16 protein-coding genes are annotated in these 15,955 nt (G+C 70.3%); 9 read left to right on the top strand and 7 right to left on the bottom strand.

Annotated features, from left to right (window positions below; genetic code table 11):
• Positions 1-67: 67 nt before the first annotated feature.
• A complete protein-coding gene (locus H8B22_RS08335; RefSeq protein ID WP_187710987.1) occupies positions 68-922 on the bottom strand; it encodes an ABC transporter permease in 855 nt (284 codons plus the stop codon).
• Between the two features lie 193 nt (positions 923-1,115).
• Here H8B22_RS08335 and H8B22_RS08330 point away from each other — a divergent pair, with 193 nt between their 5' ends.
• The 6 genes from H8B22_RS08330 (at position 1,116) to hemB (ending at position 8,104) form a co-directional block, all read left to right on the top strand.
• Complete coding sequence (locus tag H8B22_RS08330) at positions 1,116-2,558, top strand: OprO/OprP family phosphate-selective porin (RefSeq protein ID WP_187710986.1); 1,443 nt, start codon at positions 1,116-1,118, stop codon at positions 2,556-2,558.
• Positions 2,559-2,572: 14 nt separating this feature from the next.
• Positions 2,573-3,589: a sulfate ABC transporter substrate-binding protein gene (locus tag H8B22_RS08325; RefSeq protein ID WP_187710985.1), complete on the top strand. Its 1,017-nt coding sequence runs from the start codon at positions 2,573-2,575 to the stop codon at positions 3,587-3,589.
• Between the two features lie 233 nt (positions 3,590-3,822).
• Positions 3,823-4,689, top strand: coding sequence for a sulfate ABC transporter permease subunit CysT (cysT, locus tag H8B22_RS08320; RefSeq protein ID WP_284690664.1), 867 nt, complete (start codon positions 3,823-3,825; stop codon positions 4,687-4,689).
• Entirely contained in the window at positions 4,682-5,542 is an 861-nt protein-coding gene (gene cysW, locus H8B22_RS08315; protein WP_225876168.1) for a sulfate ABC transporter permease subunit CysW, read from the top strand. Before cysT ends, cysW begins: the two co-directional genes overlap by 8 nt.
• A 365-nt stretch (positions 5,543-5,907) precedes the next feature.
• Positions 5,908-6,948, top strand: coding sequence for a sulfate/molybdate ABC transporter ATP-binding protein (locus H8B22_RS08310; RefSeq protein ID WP_187710982.1), 1,041 nt, complete (start codon positions 5,908-5,910; stop codon positions 6,946-6,948).
• A 166-nt stretch (positions 6,949-7,114) separates the two neighbouring features.
• A complete protein-coding gene (gene hemB, locus H8B22_RS08305) occupies positions 7,115-8,104 on the top strand; it encodes a porphobilinogen synthase (RefSeq protein ID WP_187710981.1) in 990 nt (329 codons plus the stop codon).
• Between the two features lie 189 nt (positions 8,105-8,293).
• Here hemB and H8B22_RS08300 read toward each other — a convergent pair whose 3' ends face one another.
• Positions 8,294-9,178 carry a TolB family protein gene (locus H8B22_RS08300; protein ID WP_187710980.1) on the bottom strand — a complete coding sequence of 295 codons (885 nt, stop codon included), beginning with the start codon at positions 9,176-9,178 and terminating at the stop codon, positions 8,294-8,296.
• Positions 9,179-9,379: 201 nt separating this feature from the next.
• Here H8B22_RS08300 and aroE point away from each other — a divergent pair, with 201 nt between their 5' ends.
• Both aroE and H8B22_RS08290 read left to right on the top strand, forming a co-directional pair.
• A complete protein-coding gene (aroE, locus tag H8B22_RS08295) occupies positions 9,380-10,225 on the top strand; it encodes a shikimate dehydrogenase (protein WP_187710979.1) in 846 nt (281 codons plus the stop codon).
• A gap of 15 nt (positions 10,226-10,240) precedes the next feature.
• Positions 10,241-10,495: a YkgJ family cysteine cluster protein gene (locus tag H8B22_RS08290; protein ID WP_187710978.1), complete on the top strand. Its 255-nt coding sequence runs from the start codon at positions 10,241-10,243 to the stop codon at positions 10,493-10,495.
• 3 nt (positions 10,496-10,498) lie between these two features.
• On the opposite strand, the gene H8B22_RS08285 is transcribed toward H8B22_RS08290, so the two are convergent.
• Genes H8B22_RS08285 through H8B22_RS08270 form a run of 4 tightly spaced genes read right to left on the bottom strand, consistent with a single transcriptional unit; the run spans position 10,499 to position 13,307 of the window.
• A complete protein-coding gene (locus H8B22_RS08285; protein ID WP_187710977.1) occupies positions 10,499-11,119 on the bottom strand; it encodes a cysteine hydrolase family protein in 621 nt (206 codons plus the stop codon).
• A 10-nt stretch (positions 11,120-11,129) separates the two neighbouring features.
• Positions 11,130-11,930, bottom strand: coding sequence for an SDR family NAD(P)-dependent oxidoreductase (locus H8B22_RS08280; protein ID WP_187710976.1), 801 nt, complete (start codon positions 11,928-11,930; stop codon positions 11,130-11,132).
• On the bottom strand, positions 11,927-12,436 hold the full coding sequence (locus tag H8B22_RS08275; protein WP_187710975.1) for a DUF2306 domain-containing protein: 510 nt from the start codon (positions 12,434-12,436) through the stop codon (positions 11,927-11,929). Before H8B22_RS08275 ends, H8B22_RS08280 begins: the two co-directional genes overlap by 4 nt.
• Before the next feature lie 46 nt (positions 12,437-12,482).
• Entirely contained in the window at positions 12,483-13,307 is an 825-nt protein-coding gene (locus H8B22_RS08270) for an alpha/beta fold hydrolase (protein WP_187710974.1), read from the bottom strand.
• 253 nt (positions 13,308-13,560) lie between these two features.
• Between H8B22_RS08270 and H8B22_RS08265 the strand changes: the two genes are divergently transcribed.
• The gene (locus H8B22_RS08265) at positions 13,561-14,445 is read left to right on the top strand and encodes a LysR family transcriptional regulator (RefSeq protein ID WP_187710973.1); all 885 of its coding nucleotides are present in this window, start codon (positions 13,561-13,563) and stop codon (positions 14,443-14,445) included.
• A gap of 93 nt (positions 14,446-14,538) precedes the next feature.
• Here H8B22_RS08265 and H8B22_RS08260 read toward each other — a convergent pair whose 3' ends face one another.
• Positions 14,539-15,840 (bottom strand): DUF58 domain-containing protein, encoded by a 1,302-nt coding sequence (locus H8B22_RS08260; protein WP_225876167.1) that lies wholly within the window; start codon positions 15,838-15,840, stop codon positions 14,539-14,541.
• Positions 15,841-15,955: the final 115 nt, after the last annotated feature.

Genomic DNA, 15,955 nt, shown 5'->3' with positions numbered 1-15,955 from the left:
GGCAACGGCAATCGCTGGATCCCGGCGTGCGCCGGGACGACGACACAAAAGCTCCGGGCGCGTGCGCTCATGCCGCCGCGCTCTCGCCTTCATCGCGCGGAGCGCCGCGCACATCCAGCCAGTCGCGCAGGCCGTCGCCGAGGAACTGGAACGCCGCCAGCGTCGCCACCAGCAACGTCGCCGGGAACAGCAGCGTCCACGGTGCGCTGTCGAGTTCCTGCACGCCTTCGCTCAGCAGCGTGCCCCAGCTCGCCGAGGGCTCGTCCACCGACAGGCCGAGGAAGCCGAGGAAGCTCTCGACCAGAATGGCCTGGGGCAGGATCAGGCCGAGGTAGACGAACGCCAGCGGCAGCAGGTTCGGCAACACGTGCCAGCGCAGGCGCTGGCCGAAGTCGGCGCCGGCGGCCTGCGCGGCGAGCACGAACGGCGCCTCGCGCAGCCGCGCGGCTTCGGCGCGCATGACGCGGGCGAGGTCGATCCACACGTAGCCGCCGATCGCGGCGAGCAGCAGGCCGAGCGAGCGCTCGAACAGGGTCAGCAGCAGGATCACCACCAGCAGGAACGGCAGCGCGCTGAACACGTCGAGCACGCGCAGCATCATGCGTTCGACCCGGCCGCCGGCGAGGCCGGCGATCGCGCCGTAGCCCAGGCCGATCACCAGCGCGACCACGCTCGCCAGCAGGCCGATGGTCAACGACAGGCGCCCGCCGGCGAGCGTGCGCGCGAACACGTCGCGGCCGATCGCATCGGTGCCGAACCAGTGCGCGCGCACGCCCGGCGCCACCGACAACGCCGTCCAGTCGGGCGCGTGCGGCTCGAAGCGGGTCAGCCACGGCCCCAGCCAGCACAGCACCGCCAACACGGCGAGCGCGATCAGGCAGGCGCGCGCCAGCGGCGGCAGGGAGGCAAGGCGGACGGGCATCGGCGCCATCTTACTGGCGGTCGTTATCGAGGGCGGTCGATCCGGCGACCGCTTGACCGCGGTCATTGCCCGCGCGTGGCGCCGCAGGCACCCTGCCTCCGCCAGATGCGCCGCCGGCATATGCAGATAAGGCATGGCCGTTTCCGTCCGCCGCCGCGCATCGCCACTGTTGCCCTCCCTATCGGTGAACGCTATGTCCGTCCACGCCACGCCCTTCCCCCGCCGCAGCCTGCTGTCCCTCGCGCTCGCGCTCGCCGTGCTGCCCGCGCAGGCGGGCGAGGTCACCGTCGAACAACTCGCCCAGCGCCTGCAGGCACTCGAACAACGCCTGGGCGTCGCCGCGGCCACCGATGCCGACAGCGCCGGACTGGCCGATCTCGACCAGCGCCTGCGCGTGATCGAACGCAAGCTGGAGCTGCAGGCGGAGGAATCCGCCGCGAAGGCCGCCAGCACGCCCACCGTCACCCTGGACGGCAAGGGCCTGGCGGTGAAGTCGCCGGGCAACAGCGGCTTCGAACTGAAGCTGCACGGCCTGGTCCAGGGCGACGGCCGTTTCTACCTCGACGACGAACAGAAGCCGCAGAACGACGGCTTCCTGCTGCGCTACGCGGAGCCGACGATCGAAGGCAGCTTCGGCCCGCTGCTCGGCTTCAAGCTGCAGGCGCAGCTGGCCGGCGACAGCGCCACGGTCAACGATGCCTACCTCGACCTGCGCTTCGACCCGCGCGCCACGGTGCGCGTGGGCAAGTTCAAGCAGCCTTTCGGCCTGGAGCAGTTGCAGTCGTCCAGCGTGCTGGAGGCGATCGAACGCGGCCTGCCCAGCGAACTCGTGCCCGCACGCGACATCGGCGTGCAGCTGCACGGCGCACTGGCCGGCGGCACGCTGAACTACGCGGTCGGCGTGTTCAACGGCGGCGTGGACGGCCGCGATGCCGCCAGCCGCAATCCCGACAACGAGCTCGAAGCCACCGGCCGCGTGTTCTGGGAGCCGTTCAAGAATTCCGCCAATGCGTGGTCGGGTTTCGGCGTCGGCCTCGCCGCCAGCGTGGCCGACACCTTCGGCAGCGGCGACAGCTTCCTGCCACGCTACCGCACGCCGGGGCAGGTGCAGTTCTTCGGCTACCGCGCCGAAACCGCCGCCGATGGCCTGCACCGGCGCTGGTCGCCACAGGCCTACTACTACAACGGCCCGTTCGGCGTGCAGGCCGAGTACGTCGCGTCCGAACAGGAAGTGCGCGTGACCAGCGGCGCCAACGCCGGTCGCGTGGCGCACCTGGAAAACACCGCATGGCAACTGCTCGGCAGCTGGGTGCTGACCGGCGAAGACGCGTCGTACAAGGGCGTCGCGCGGCCTAACCACCCCTTTACGGCCGGTGCGGCAGGCTGGGGCGCCTTCGAACTGGTCACGCGCTATGGCGAACTCGACATCGACGACGACGCGTTCCCGCTCTTCGCCAACCCGGCTACCGCGGGCAGCGGCATCGAGGCGTGGAGCCTCGGCCTGAACTGGTACCTCACCCAGAACCTGAAGCTCGCCGCCACCTACACGCAATCGACGTTCGAAGGCGGGGCGGCGGCCGGTGCCGATCGCGAGGACGAAAAGACCGTCTTCACCCGCGCGCAGATTTCCTTCTGACCCGACGAGACCCCATGACGCCACGCCTCCGCACTCCCCTTCGCAGCGCACTGCTCGCCCTCGCGCTGCTCGGCCCGGCCGCGCAGGCCAAGGACGTCGCGCTGCTCAACGTCTCCTACGACCCGACGCGCGAGTTCTACGCCGAAGTCGACCAGGCCTTCGCGGCGCAGTGGCAGCGGGACACCGGCGAGACGCTCCGCGTGCGCGCTTCGCACGGCGGTTCCGGCAAGCAGGCACGCGCGGTGATCGACGGACTCGAGGCCGACGTGGTGACGCTTGCGCTGGCCGCCGACATCGACGCGATCGCGACCAACGGCAAGCTGCTGCCGGCGAACTGGCAATCGCGCCTGCCGCACAACAGCGCGCCGTACACCTCGACGATCGTGTTCCTGGTGCGCAAGGGCAATCCCAAGGGCATCAAGGACTGGGCCGACCTCGCCCGGCCCGGCGTCGGCGTGATCACGCCGAACCCGAAGACCTCGGGCGGCGCGCGCTGGAACTACCTCGCCGCGTGGGCGTGGGCGTCGAAGGAATACCGCGACGGCGGCAAGGTGCTCGACTTCCTCACCCGGCTGTTCAAGAACGTGCCGGTGCTCGATACCGGCGCGCGCGGCGCGACCACCACCTTCGCCGAGCGCGGCATCGGCGACGTGCTGATCGCGTGGGAGAACGAGGCGCTACTCACCCTCAACCAGGGCGATACGCGCGGCAAGTTCGAGATCGTGGTGCCGTCGCTGAGCATCCGCGCCGAACCGCCGGTGGCGTGGGTGGACAAGAACGTCGCCAGGCACGGCACGCGCAAGCAGGCCGAGGCCTACCTGCGCTTCCTGTATTCGCCGGAAGGCCAGCGCCTTGCCGCGAAGCACTACTACCGCCCGGCCGAACCGGAGAAGGTGCCGGCGACCGAACTCGCGCGCTTCCCGACGGTGACGCAGGTGACCATCGACCAGGCCTTCGGCGGCTGGAAGCAGGCGCAGGCGGCGCATTTCGCCGATGGCGGGTTCTTCGACCGGATCTACCAGCCGAAGTGATCGGGTTTTCCTCTCTCTTTCGCGCCGAAGGGAGGCTGCTTTCCCCCTCCCTTTCGCCGCAGGCGAAGGGGAGGGCCAGGGAGGGGGTGCCTTTGATCTTGTTCTTGCTCTGAAGATGTTCTTGCCCTGAAGAAAAACCAAAGCAACACCAAAAGCACCCCTCCCTAACCCTCCCCTTCGCCTGCGGCGAAAGGGAGGGGATGACAACCGAGCAACAGCAAACAACCGACCGAGTGACCACCGCCGCCCTGCCCTCGTTGATCCCCTTCCGGACGCGCCGCCCGCTGCCCGGCTTCAGCCTCAGCCTGGGGCTGGGCATGGCCTGGCTCGGCGTGGTCGTGCTGCTGCCGTTGCTGGCGCTGGCGTGGCGCGCGGCCGGACTGGGCATGGACGGCTGGCTGCGCGCGATCCACGACCCGCGCGTGCAGGCCGCGCTGAAACTCAGCTTCGGCGCGGCGCTGGCGGCGTCGCTGCTCGCGCTGGTCGCCGGCGCGATCGTGGCGTGGGTGCTGGTGCGCTACCGCTTTCCCGGCCGGCGCCTGCTCGACGCGCTGGTCGACCTGCCGTTCGCCCTGCCGACCGCGGTGGCGGGCATCGCCCTGACCGCGATCTATTCCAGCAACGGCTGGGTCGGCCGCTTCGTCGAACCGCTGGGATTGAAGATCGCCTACACCTGGCTCGGCATCGTGATCGCATTGGTGTTCATCGGCCTGCCGTTCGCGGTGCGCACGGTGCAGCCGGTGCTGGAGGCACTGGGCCACGAACAGGAAGAAGCCGCCGCCTCGCTCGGCGCCTCGCGCTTCACCACCCTGCGCCGGGTGATCCTGCCCGAGCTGCTGCCGGCGCTGCTCACCGGCTTCTCGCTGGCGTTCGCGCGCGCGCTGGGCGAATACGGCTCGGTGATCTTCATCGCCGGCAACAAGCCCTTCGCCACCGAGATCGCGCCGCTGCTGATCACCATCCGCCTGGAGGAATACGACTACAACGGTGCCATCGCCATCGCCGCGCTGCTGCTGGCGGCGTCGTTCGTGTGCCTGCTGGCGATCAACGCGATCCCGTCGCTGTTCGCGCACGAGCGCCGGGAGCAGGGCCGTGGCTGATCCGCGCCCCCGCGATGTCCTGCACGAACCCGCCTGGCTGCGCGCGCTGCTGATCGGCGCCGCGGTGCTGATCATGCTCGGGCTGGTGGTGCTGCCGCTGCTGATGGTGCTGGGTGCCGCGTTCGGCGACGGCTTCCGCGCGTGGTGGGCGGCGCTGCGCGAACCCGACGCGGTGGCCGCGCTCAGGCTCACCCTGTTCACCGCGGCGATCGTGATTCCGGTCAATGCGGTGTTCGGCACGCTGATGGCGTGGGCGGTGACGCGTTTCGAGTTCCGCTTCAAGCGGCCGCTGTTGGCGCTGATCGACCTGCCGTTCGCGGTATCGCCGGTGGTCGCGGGTCTGTGCCTGGTGCTGTTGTTCAGCACCACCCATGGCTGGTTCGCCGGCCTGCTTGAGCAATGGGACGTCAGGATCCTGTTCGCGCGTCCCGGCATCGTGCTGGCGACCTTGTTCATCACCTTCCCGTTCGTGGTGCGCGAACTGATCCCGCTGATGCAGCAGCAGGGCTCCGACGAGGAGCTCGCCGCGCGCTCGCTCGGCGCCGGCGCATGGACCATGTTCCGCCGCGTGACCCTGCCCAACATCAAGTGGGGCCTGCTCTACGGCGTGCTGCTGTGCGGTGCGCGCGCGATGGGCGAATTCGGCGCGGTGTCGGTGGTGTCCGGGCACATCCGCGGACTCACCAACACGCTGCCGCTGCACATCGAGATCCTCTACAACGAGTTCGACAGCACCGCGGCGTTCGCGGCGGCATCGCTGCTGAGCGGGTTGGCGCTGGTGACGTTGATCATCAAGTTCTGGCTGGAGGCGCGCCACGGCGATGCCATCGCCAAGTCGCATCGGAGACATTGAAATGTCGCCGCTTCATTTCCCTCGCCCGGTGCGCCGGGCCGAACGCCGCTATGCCGTAACGCCTTCCGCGGCGCGGCTGGAGGCGCGCCATGGCGATGCCATCGCCAAGTCGCATCGGAGGCACTGAGATGTCGCCGCTTCATTTCCCTCGCCCGGTGCGCCGGGCCGAACGCCGCCATGCCGTGACGCCTTCCGCGGCGCGGCTGGAGGCACGCCACGGCGATGCCTTGGCGAAGACACATCGGAGACATTGAGTGAACGTCGTCAGGGTCGATTTCGACAAATCCGCACGCGCACAGGACCATCGCCCCGTGCCGCCAGTGCTGGTACAACAGGACCCGAGCCCCTCTCCGGCATCGCGCGGAATGGACCTGCACATCCGTCAACTCAGCAAGCGCTACCGCGACGTCGCCGCGCTGGACGCGGTCGACCTCGACATCGCTTCGGGCGAACTGGTCGCGCTGCTGGGGCCGTCGGGCTCGGGCAAGACCACGCTGCTGCGCGTGATCGCCGGCCTGTTGCACGCCGACAGCGGCCAGGTGCGCTTCGGCGACACCGACGCGACGCGCCTGAGCCTGCGCGAGCGCAACGTCGGCTTCGTGTTCCAGCACTACGCGCTGTTCAAGCACATGACCGTGGCCGAAAACATCGCCTTCGGCCTGCGCAGCCGCCCGCGCGCGCGCCGCCCCGACAAGGCCACGATCAAGCGCCGCGTCGAGGAACTGCTGGCATTGATCCAGCTCGCCGAACTGGGCGAGCGCTATCCCGAACAGCTCTCCGGCGGCCAGCGCCAGCGCGTCGCCCTGGCGCGCGCGCTGGCGATCGATCCGACCGTGCTGCTGCTGGACGAACCCTTCGGCGCGCTCGATGCCAAGGTGCGCATCGAACTGCGCCGCTGGCTGCGCCGCCTGCACGAGCAGACCGGGCAGACCACGCTGTTCGTCACCCACGACCAGGAAGAAGCGCTGGAGCTCGCCGACCGCGTGGTGGTGCTGCGCGAGGGCCGCATCGAACAGGTCGGCACGCCGGACGAGATCTACAGCGCGCCGGCCTCCGAGTACGTCTTCGATTTCATCGGCCGCGCCAATGCGCTGGAAGGGCGCGTCGAAGCCGGCCAGTTCGCCGCGCACGGGCAAGCGCACGCCTTCGCCAGCGATGCGCCCGATGGCGACGCGCGCCTGTACGTGCGTCCGCACGACCTCGCGCTCGTCCGCACCGGCGAGGGCTGGAGCGCACGCGTGGTGGCCGCGCACCGGCTGGCCGACCGCATCACCCTGGAACTCGACGTCGTCGGCCAGTCGCGGCCGCTGGAATTCGATTTCGCCGCCACGCCGGACGTGGAGACCCCCGCCGTGGGCCAGGCCATTGCGGTGGCGCCGCTGCGCTACCGCGTCTATCCGCTCTGACCGCAGCGCGTGGCGCATAACCCGTAGCCCGGGCAAGGCCAGAGGCCGCACCCGGGGATTGGGCTGGCCAGAAGCCCCGGGTGCGCTGCGCTTGCCCGGGCTACGGAACTTCTCTGTCCTGTTCGCGCAAAGGCCCCGGCCGTGGCCGGGGCGTAGAATCCGCGCCATGAGCTACCCCCACACCCGCCTGCGGCGCATGCGCCGCGATGACTTCTCGCGTCGCTTGATGCGCGAGACCGTGCTCACCGCGAACGACCTGATCTACCCGGTGTTCGTGCACGAACTGCCCGGCCGCGAAGCGATCGCCTCGATGCCCGGCGTCGAGCGCGTCTCCATCGACGAATTGATGAAGGTCGCCGAACAGGCCTGCGAACTGCGCGTGCCCGCGCTCGCGCTGTTCCCGGTGACCGCACCGGACGCCAAGTCGCTCACCGCCGAAGCGGCGTGGGCCGACGACGGCCTGGTGCAGCGCGCGGTGCGCGCGCTCAAGCAGCGCTTCCCGGAACTGGGCGTGATCACCGACGTCGCCCTCGATCCCTACACCACGCACGGCCAGGACGGCCTGATCGACGCCAGCGGCTACGTGCTCAACGACGAGACCGTCGCGGCGCTGGTGCAGCAGGCGCTGTCGCACGCGCGCGCCGGCGCCGACATCGTCGCCCCCAGCGACATGATGGACGGCCGCATCGGCGCGATCCGCGCCGAACTGGAAGGCGACGGCCACATCCACACCCGCATCCTCGCTTACAGCGCCAAGTACGCCAGTGCGTTCTACGGCCCGTTCCGCGACGCGGTGGGGTCGGCCGCAGCGCTGGGCAAGGGCAACAAGTACACCTACCAGATGGACCCGGCCAACGCCGACGAGGCGCTGCAGGAAGTCGCGCAGGACCTGCAGGAAGGCGCGGACATGGTGATGGTGAAGCCGGGCCTGCCCTACCTCGACATCGTGCGCCGGGTGAAGGACGAATTCGGCGTGCCGACCTTCGTCTACCAGGTCAGCGGCGAGTACGCGATGCTCAAGGCCGCCGCGCGCAACGGCTGGCTCGACGAACGCGGCTGCGCGCTGGAAGCGCTCACTTCGATCAAGCGTGCCGGCGCCGACGCGGTACTGACCTACTTCGCGCTGGATGCGGCGCGGTGGTTGCGCGAGGGCTGACGTCCGACGCCCCCTCACCCTGCGTTGCTTGCGCAACGCGATCCCTCTCCCCGCAAGCGGGGCGAGGGGTTAACAGCTGGCCCGACGTAGCTTGAGCTTTCCTTCTCCCCGCTCGAAGAGTGGGGAGAAGGTGCCCGCAGGGCGGATGAGGGGCGCTTCTTGTCGTTGCTCCGAGAACCCCTCAGCGCCTCACAAGCACCCCACCTTCCCCGTCGCCGCCGGCGCCTTCATCCGGTAGATGTCGAGCTGGCCCGCGCTCGGCGCGCGCGCCTTGCCGGTGACCAGCAGTTCGCCGGGCTTGTTCCAATCGATGTTGGGTCCCAGCGTCCACGCGTCGCCGGTGTTGAACGACAGCTGCAACGGTGCCGCGGCCGCATAGCGCTTGCCGTCGCATTGCGCCACGAACAACTGCATCGGCTTGTCGTCGGCATTGGCCGAACGCGTGAACACGATCCCGCGGCCCGCGTCGAGCCAGGCCGCATCGAACTCGTCGGCACGCGTGTTCACCCCCGGCACCGGCGTGCGCGCGCCGAAGGCGCTGCCGTCCCACTTCGCCACGAACAGGTCGTGCCGGCCCGCGCCGCCGAAGCCGTCGCTGGCGAACAGCAGTGCCTTGCCGTCCTGGCTCGGTGCCGGCGCCCATTCGTCGCCCTTGGAATTGACGCCGGGGCCGAGGTTTTCCACCGCGCCGAAGCCGTCGCCGCGCACCGCGACGCGGTACAGGTCGTCGCCGCCGAGGCCGCCCTCGCGGTTGGAGAAGAAGTACAGCCAGCGCCCGTCGGCACTGAAGGCCGGATCGAAATCGTTCGCCGCGGTGTTGATCGCCAGCGGCTGCGGATCCTGCCAGCGGTTCTGCTTCAGCGTGGCCTGCCACAGGTCCCAGCCGCCCTTGCCGCCAGCGCGGTCGGTGCTGCCCCAGACGATGCGCTGGCCGTCCGGGCTGACCGTGGCACGCACCTCCGACGCCTTGGTCGAGACCACGTGCATGCCCTCGATGCCGAACTCGGCCAGCCAGGCATGCGCGATGCCGGAAACGAGCAACAGCGAACCGGCCCACAGGGTGTAACGGCGCATCGCGGTGTCCTTGCGTGAACGAAGCGCCAATGTGCCGCAGTTGCTGACTCCTCGCCATCGCCAAACCGGTCGCGTGCGCACACTTCGCGAACGCGGGCGTAGACTCGAACGCGACGGCCGCCCCGCCCCGGGCTTCGCGTTCGTCCATACACACCGCGTCCAGTACGCACGCACCACCCACCGCTTCCGCGCGAGGCCTCCATGTCCGTCCAGCGCTACGCCGTCATCGGCCACCCCGTCGCCCACTCGCTGTCGCCGCGGATCCACGCCGCCTTTGGGCGGCAGACCGGGATCGCGCTGGAATACACGGCGATCGACGCGGCGCCGGAGGACTTCGACGCGGCGCTGGCCGAATTCGCCGCCGAAGGCGGCGTCGGCGCCAACGTCACCCTGCCGCACAAGGCGCGCGCGTCGCAGATCTGCACCTACCTCAGCGACGCCGCGCAGCGCGCCGGCGCGGTCAACACCCTGATCCGCACCGCCACCGGCTGGCAGGGCGACAACACCGATGGCGTCGGCCTGGTCCGCGACCTCACCGAACGCCACGGCCTGGACCTGCGCGCGCGCCGCACCCTGCTGATCGGCGCCGGCGGCGCGGCCCGCGGCATCGCCCCGTCCTTGCTGGACGCCGGCATCGGCGACCTGTTCATCGTCAACCGCACGCCCGAGCGCGCCGATGCGCTGGCCGATGCGCTGGCGCTGCCGGGCCGCGTGCACCCGCGCTACCTCGACGACGTCGGCAGCCTCGGCAACTTCGACCTGGTGATCAACGCGACCTCCGCCACGCGCGGCGCGGCATTGCCGTCGCTGCCGGTCAACCTGGTCGCGCCGCGCGGCGCGGCGGTGGACCTGAGTTATGGCGAAGCCGCGGTCGACTTCCTCGCCTGGGCGCGCTCGGCGCGCGCGCACGACTGCATCGACGGCCTGGGCATGCTGGTCGAGCAGGCCGCCGAGAGCTTCCACCGCTGGCACAAGGTGCGCCCGGAAACCGACGCGGTGTACGCGATGCTGCGCGACCGCGGCGCGGTGCTGGTCACCGCCGACTGACGCCCGCGCGCACCGATGGACTGCCGCGAACGTTGCGGCGCGTGCTGCATCGCGCCCTCGATCACCTCGCCCATTCCCGGCATGCCGCACGGCAAGCCGGCGGGCATCCCGTGCGTGCAGCTGGACGACGAGTTGCGTTGCCGCCTGTTCGGGCGACCGGAGCGACCGGCGTTCTGCGCCTCGCTGCGGCCGCTGGCGTCGATGTGCGGGGATTCGCGCGACGCCGCATTGGCGACGCTCACTGCGCTGGAGATCGCGACGCGACCGTGACGGCTACGCCGGCAACGCCGCAAGCAGCTGCTCCGTGCTGACGATCGCGTGCGCGAAGCTCGGCCCGTTCACCTCGTGCGCGGTGTGCAGGCCGGCCGCGCTGAAGGCGGCGGTGGCGTCCTTCACCAGGGTCACGTGGTAACCGAGTTCCATGCCGAAGCGCGCGGTCGATTCCACGCAGGTGTTCGCGACCATGCCCACCAGGATGATGCGGCGGATGCCGTGCTGCTTGAGCTGCGCGTCGAGGTCGGTGTTGGCGAAGCCGCTCTGTCCCCAATGCTCGTGCACGACGACGTCGCCGGGCTGCGGGCCGAACTGCGGGTGAAATTCGCCGCCCCAGCTGCCCTGCGCGAACAGCTGCAGCCGCTCCACGCCCTCCTGCGAGGGATTCATGTGCAGCCATCCGGCGTAGTCGGTTGGCCGCCAGCGCCGATGCGGGACGATGAAGACGCGGATCGACGCGGCGCGTGCCGCCGCGATGACGCGCGGCAGGTTGGCGTAGAAGCCCACCGCCTGTGCGGTTTCACGGGTCGCGTCGTAGAGCTTGCCGCCTTCGCTCATGAAGTCGTTGTAGGGATCGACGACGAGCAGCGCGGTGTCGGCCGCGGCGTAGGTGGTGGTCATCGGGAACTCCTCACTCGATCGCCAGGCGGTAGCGCTCGGCCGCGTGCCGCCGCGACAGGAACGGGCCGAGCCGGCGCCGCTGCGCGTTGAATTCGTCCCACGCCTCCGCATCCGGCAGCGAGGGAATCGTCACCGTCTCGCCCATGTCGAGGCCGGCCAGCGCCGCGTCCACCAGCTCGCTCGCTTCCATCAGCATGTCGGGGGGCAAGGCCTGCGGATCGACGCCCGAACGCTCCCAGATCTCGGTGCGGGTCATCCCCGGCAGCACCGCCTGCACGCGCACGCCACGCGGCTCCAGCTGCTGTTGCAGCGACTGGCTGAGCGCGAGCACGTAGGCCTTGGTCGCCAGGTACACCGGTTCGAACGATTCGGGCATCAGCGCCGTCACCGAGCCGATGTTGACGATGGTGCCGCTGCCACGCGCGACGAAGCGCTTTGCCGCGGCGAGCGCGAGCCGCGTGACCACCGTGGCGTTGAGGGTGATGATCGTCTCCAGCTTGTCCGGATCGGCATCGATGAAGCTGCCGGCCGCGGAGATCCCCGCGTTGTTCACCAGCAGGGCGATGGCGTCGTCGTCGCGCAGGCGGGCTTCCACGCGTGCCAGGTCGGCCCGGTCGAGGAGGTCGGCGCGCAGTACCTCGATGCGCGCGTCGCCGTGCTCGCCCTGCAGCCGTTCCGCCAGCGCGCGCAGCCGCGCCTCGTCGCGCGCCACCAGCACCACGTCGTGGCCCAGGCGCACCAGCCGGTCGGCGTAGACCGCGCCGATGCCGCTCGATGCGCCGGTGACCAGCGCCTTCGGCCGCGCGCTCATGTCGACGGCACCAGGCGGCGCCACCGGCGGATGCGCAGGACCTGCACCGCCGCGCCCACCAGGTAGACCAGGAAGCCGGCGCCCACCAGCGCCTTGAGCGTGGGGTCTTCCGGCCCGGTGAAGGCGGGATCACCCAGCGGCAGGCGCGTGCCGGTCTCGGTAAGACCGGGAATCAGATGGAAGAACAGCGTCAGCGAATACCCCAGCACCGCGACGTAGCGTGCGAAGCCGTGGGGATTGCCGCGCTTCTCCGCCGCGTAGGCGATCGCCAGCACCACCAGCGTGGCGATGGCCAGCACGTGCGGCGGACCGAAGCTGCCGTGGCGGAAGATGAAGAGCCCGGTGACGCTGGTGAGCACGGTGAACACGACATAGGTCAGCCCGGCGCGCGTACCGGTGCCGATTTCGCCGTGGCGGACGAGGCCGAGGAGGCCCGCCACCACCGCGATCAGGGCCAACAGAGTGTGGAACGCTCCGAAGGAGCTCAGGGTGAACGTGTCGAGCATGGGATCGCCTCGATGGATACCGGGGTAGGGATGGGAGCGCCGTGCATCAGGCCTGCACGAAGGCCAGCAGGTCCGCGTTGAGCCTGTCCGCGTGCGTGTCGGTGATGCCGTGCGGCGCGCCGGGATACACGATCAGCTGCGCGTTCTTCACCAGCTTCGCCGAGGCGCGGCCGGCGGCATCGATGGGCACGATCTGGTCGTCGTCGCCGTGGATCACCAGCGTGGGCACGTCGAACTTCTTCAGGTCTTCGGTGAAGTCGGTCTCGGAGAACGCCTTGATGCATTCGTAGGTGTTCTTGTAGCCGCCCAGCATTCCCTGCAGCCACCAGGCGTCGATCACGCCCTGCGACGGCTTCGCGCCGGGCCGGTTGTAGCCGAAGAACGGACCGCTGGGCACGTCGCGGAAGAACTGCGAACGATCGGCAAGGAAGGCCTTGCGCAGGCCGTCGAACACCGCGATCGGCAGCCCACCGGGATTGGCTTCCGTTTTCACCATGAGCGGCGGCACCGCCGAGACCAGTGCGGCCTTGCGCAGGCGCCTGGTGCCATGCCGGCCGATGTAGCGCGCCACCTCGCCGCCGCCGGTCGAGAAGCCGACCAGCACGGCATCACGCACGTCGAGGTGGTCGAGCAGTTCGGCCAGGTCGTCGGCGTAGTGGTCCATGTCGTTGCCGTCCGACGGCTGGCTGGAGCGGCCGTGACCGCGGCGATCGTGGGCGATGCAGCGGAAGCCGTTGGCGACCAGGTGGAAGATCTGCGCATCCCAGCTGTCGGCCGTCAGCGGCCAGCCGTGGCTGAAGACGACCGCGGGCCCATGGCCCCAGTCCTTGAACCAGAGTTGCGTGCCGTCTTTGGTGGTGAACGTGCTCATCGTCTTGCGTTCCTCGCTGGCCTTGGGGAAGGGCGGAACGGGCGGTCGCGGCGGCGGTTTGGGGGTCCTTCGCCGGCCGGGGTCGGATCACGGACGGATTCTGGGCCCGCCCCGACCGTTGCGGGAATGCCCGCCGCCGCAAACAATCGATGCACGCCTGCAACGCCTGCTGGCATGCTTCCTGCTCGTGCTGCGCGACCCGCGCGCGAGGCACCCGTCGGTTTTCCGCCCCGCCCTGACCGGAGACAGCGGCATGGAGTTCGATTGGAACGACATTCCCCTGCTGCTCAAGCTCGCCGGCACCGGCAGCATGAGCCAGGCCGGTCGCGCGCTCGGCCTGGATGCCTCGACGGTGAGCCGGCGCGTTGCCGCGGCGGAGAAGGCGCTGCAGGCGCGCCTGTTCATCCGCGAACCCGTGGGCTATCGCGCCACCGATGCCGGCCGCGTGTTCCTCGCCCACGCCGAGGCGGTGCACGAGCGCGTGCAGACGATGCTGCTGGACGTACGCGCCGAAGCCGAAGGCATCGCCGGCACCGTCAATGTCACCGCGATCGACGTGCTGTTCACCCATTGGCTGGTGCGGCACCTGCCGCAGCTGCTCGACGCGCATCCGGCGTTGCAGGTGAACCTGCTCGGTGACAACCGCGACCTGTCGTTCACGCGCCGCGAAGCCGACCTCGCCATCCGCCTCAATCGCCCCAGCGAGGACGCGGCGCTGCGCATGCGCAAGGTCGGCGCGCTCGGATTCGCGGTGTACGGCGCGGGCGCGTACGCCAACTTGCCGCGCGAGCAATGGGCGGATGCGCCGTGGCTCGCCTATCCGGTGGAGCTCTCGCGCATGCCGGAAATGCAATGGCTGGCGCAGCTGCAGCCACGCCGCCCGCTGGTGCGCCTGAGCAGCGTGTCGATGATCCTGCGCGCCTGCGAGGAAGGTGCCGGACTCGCGTTGCTGCCCTGCATCGCCGCGGACCGCGCCGGGCTGCAACGGCTGCACCCGGATCCCGTGCTCTCGCGCGAACTGTGGCTGCTCAGCCACCGCGATGCCGGCCAGATCGTGCGCTTCCGCGTGGTCGCGGACTGGCTGGCGGGGTTGTTCGAAACGGAAGCGGCGGCATTGCGCGGCGAAATACGGACCTGAGGCCGCATCCTCGCGCGCGCTGCCCGCACGTTCGGCCACACGCGCGCAGGCACGTCGATTTCGCAATGACCCGCTGCCGCGGGCGAATGCCACCTACAGCAAGCCGTCGCGCTTGACCGCCAGGTACTTCTCCACCAGCGCCGCCGCCAGCTGGTCGCAGGCCACGTCCAGCACCATCACGCCGTGGCCGCGCAGCGCGTCGTGCGCGGCGTTGCGCCGGGCGAGGTATTCGGCGGTGGCGCCGGCGCGGATCGCGGTGGGCAGGTCGTGCACGTCCTGCGCCAGCGCGGCATCGAGCGCGGCTTCGCGCAGGCTGGCGACGCAGACCAGGTGGCGCTTGCGCAGCACCTGCACCGCGGCGAGCAGGTCGTCCATGTCCTCGTCGCGCAGGTTGGTGACCAGCATCACCAGCGCGCGGCGGCGCTGGCGCGTCGACAGCTCGGTCGCAGCCTGCAGGAAATCGGTGGCGACCGGCTTGGGCTGCAGCGCATAGGTCGCGCGCAGCAGGTTGTCGATCGCACCGACGCCGCGTTGCGGCGGTACCCACGCGCTGTCGCCGCCGCTGGCGAGCAGGCCGACGCCGTCGCCCTGGCGCAGGGCAAGGTAAGACACCACCAGCGCGGCATCGAGCACGTGGTCGAAGTGCGCGAGTTCGCCGTCGCGCGCGAGCAGGCGGCGGCCGGTGTCGAGCAGCAGCACGAGCTGCTGGTTCTTCTCGTCCTGGTATTCGCGCGAGATCAGCCGGCGCGCGCGTGCCGTCGCTTTCCAGTCGATCTGGCGCAGGCTGTCGCCGACGCGGTACTCGCGCATCTGGTGGAAGTCGGTGCCCTCGCCGCGACGCCGCTTCACGTGCGCGCCGACCAGGCGCGAGGCCTGTTCCGCGCTGAACATGGCGAAGCGCGCCAGCGGGGCGAAGTTGGGGAACACGCGCACGCGCTGCGGTTCGCCCGCCACGCGCGACTGCCACCACAGCCGCCACGGCGAATGCAGGCGCAGCTGCACGCCGTCGAAAGTGAAATCGCCGCGCGCGTTGGCGCGCAGCGCATAGTCGAGACTGGCCGCTTCACCGCGTTGCAGGCGCAGGCGCCGCGGCAGGCCCTGCATCGCCCAGCTGCCCGGGTGCAGGTCGAACACGTCGAGCCGCTGCGCGCGTGCACTCTCCAGCTGCAGCGTCACCGGCCGCTCCACGCCGATCGGCCAGGTGTCCGGCACGCGGCGCTGCACGGCCGGCGTCGCCGCAGCGAACACGCGCCACGCGTCGAGGCCGGCGATCAGCAGCAACGCCGCGCCGGCCAGCCACCACGCCGAACCTGGCACCAGGTTGACGCTGGCAGCGAGGCCCAGTGCGGCCCACAACGCCAGCAACACCAGCAGCGCCGGGGCGGGCCGAGGCACGCTCCGACGCCCGCTCACGGGAACGACTCCATGACGGTCGTAGCCCGGGTAAGCGCAGCGCACCCGGGGTGCCTCCGACTCATTGGCGTAACAGCTCCCGGGTGCGCTGCGCTTA

It is taken from the genome of Lysobacter terrestris, from assembly GCF_014489475.1.
In the GTDB taxonomy this organism is placed as follows: Bacteria; Pseudomonadota; Gammaproteobacteria; order Xanthomonadales; family Xanthomonadaceae; genus Agrilutibacter; species Agrilutibacter terrestris.
This window is presented reverse-complemented; position numbering and strand designations above follow the sequence as displayed.

Excerpts from the sequence above, each read along its gene's own strand:
- H8B22_RS08330 (WP_187710986.1), top strand. The coding sequence starts at position 1,116 with ATGTCCGTCCACGCCACGCCCTTCCCCCGCCGCAGCCTGCTGTCCCTC.
- H8B22_RS08335 (WP_187710987.1), bottom strand. The coding sequence starts at position 922 with ATGCCCGTCCGCCTTGCCTCCCTGCCGCCGCTGGCGCGCGCCTGCCTG.
- H8B22_RS08300 (WP_187710980.1), bottom strand. The coding sequence starts at position 9,178 with ATGCGCCGTTACACCCTGTGGGCCGGTTCGCTGTTGCTCGTTTCCGGC.
- H8B22_RS08325 (WP_187710985.1), top strand. The coding sequence starts at position 2,573 with ATGACGCCACGCCTCCGCACTCCCCTTCGCAGCGCACTGCTCGCCCTC.
- H8B22_RS08280 (WP_187710976.1), bottom strand. The coding sequence starts at position 11,930 with ATGAGCGCGCGGCCGAAGGCGCTGGTCACCGGCGCATCGAGCGGCATC.
- H8B22_RS08310 (WP_187710982.1), top strand. The coding sequence starts at position 5,908 with ATGGACCTGCACATCCGTCAACTCAGCAAGCGCTACCGCGACGTCGCC.
- H8B22_RS08270 (WP_187710974.1), bottom strand. The coding sequence starts at position 13,307 with ATGAGCACGTTCACCACCAAAGACGGCACGCAACTCTGGTTCAAGGAC.
- H8B22_RS08290 (WP_187710978.1), top strand. The coding sequence starts at position 10,241 with ATGGACTGCCGCGAACGTTGCGGCGCGTGCTGCATCGCGCCCTCGATC.
- hemB (WP_187710981.1), top strand. The coding sequence starts at position 7,115 with ATGAGCTACCCCCACACCCGCCTGCGGCGCATGCGCCGCGATGACTTC.
- aroE (WP_187710979.1), top strand. The coding sequence starts at position 9,380 with ATGTCCGTCCAGCGCTACGCCGTCATCGGCCACCCCGTCGCCCACTCG.
- H8B22_RS08285 (WP_187710977.1), bottom strand. The coding sequence starts at position 11,119 with ATGACCACCACCTACGCCGCGGCCGACACCGCGCTGCTCGTCGTCGAT.
- H8B22_RS08265 (WP_187710973.1), top strand. The coding sequence starts at position 13,561 with ATGGAGTTCGATTGGAACGACATTCCCCTGCTGCTCAAGCTCGCCGGC.
- H8B22_RS08275 (WP_187710975.1), bottom strand. The coding sequence starts at position 12,436 with ATGCTCGACACGTTCACCCTGAGCTCCTTCGGAGCGTTCCACACTCTG.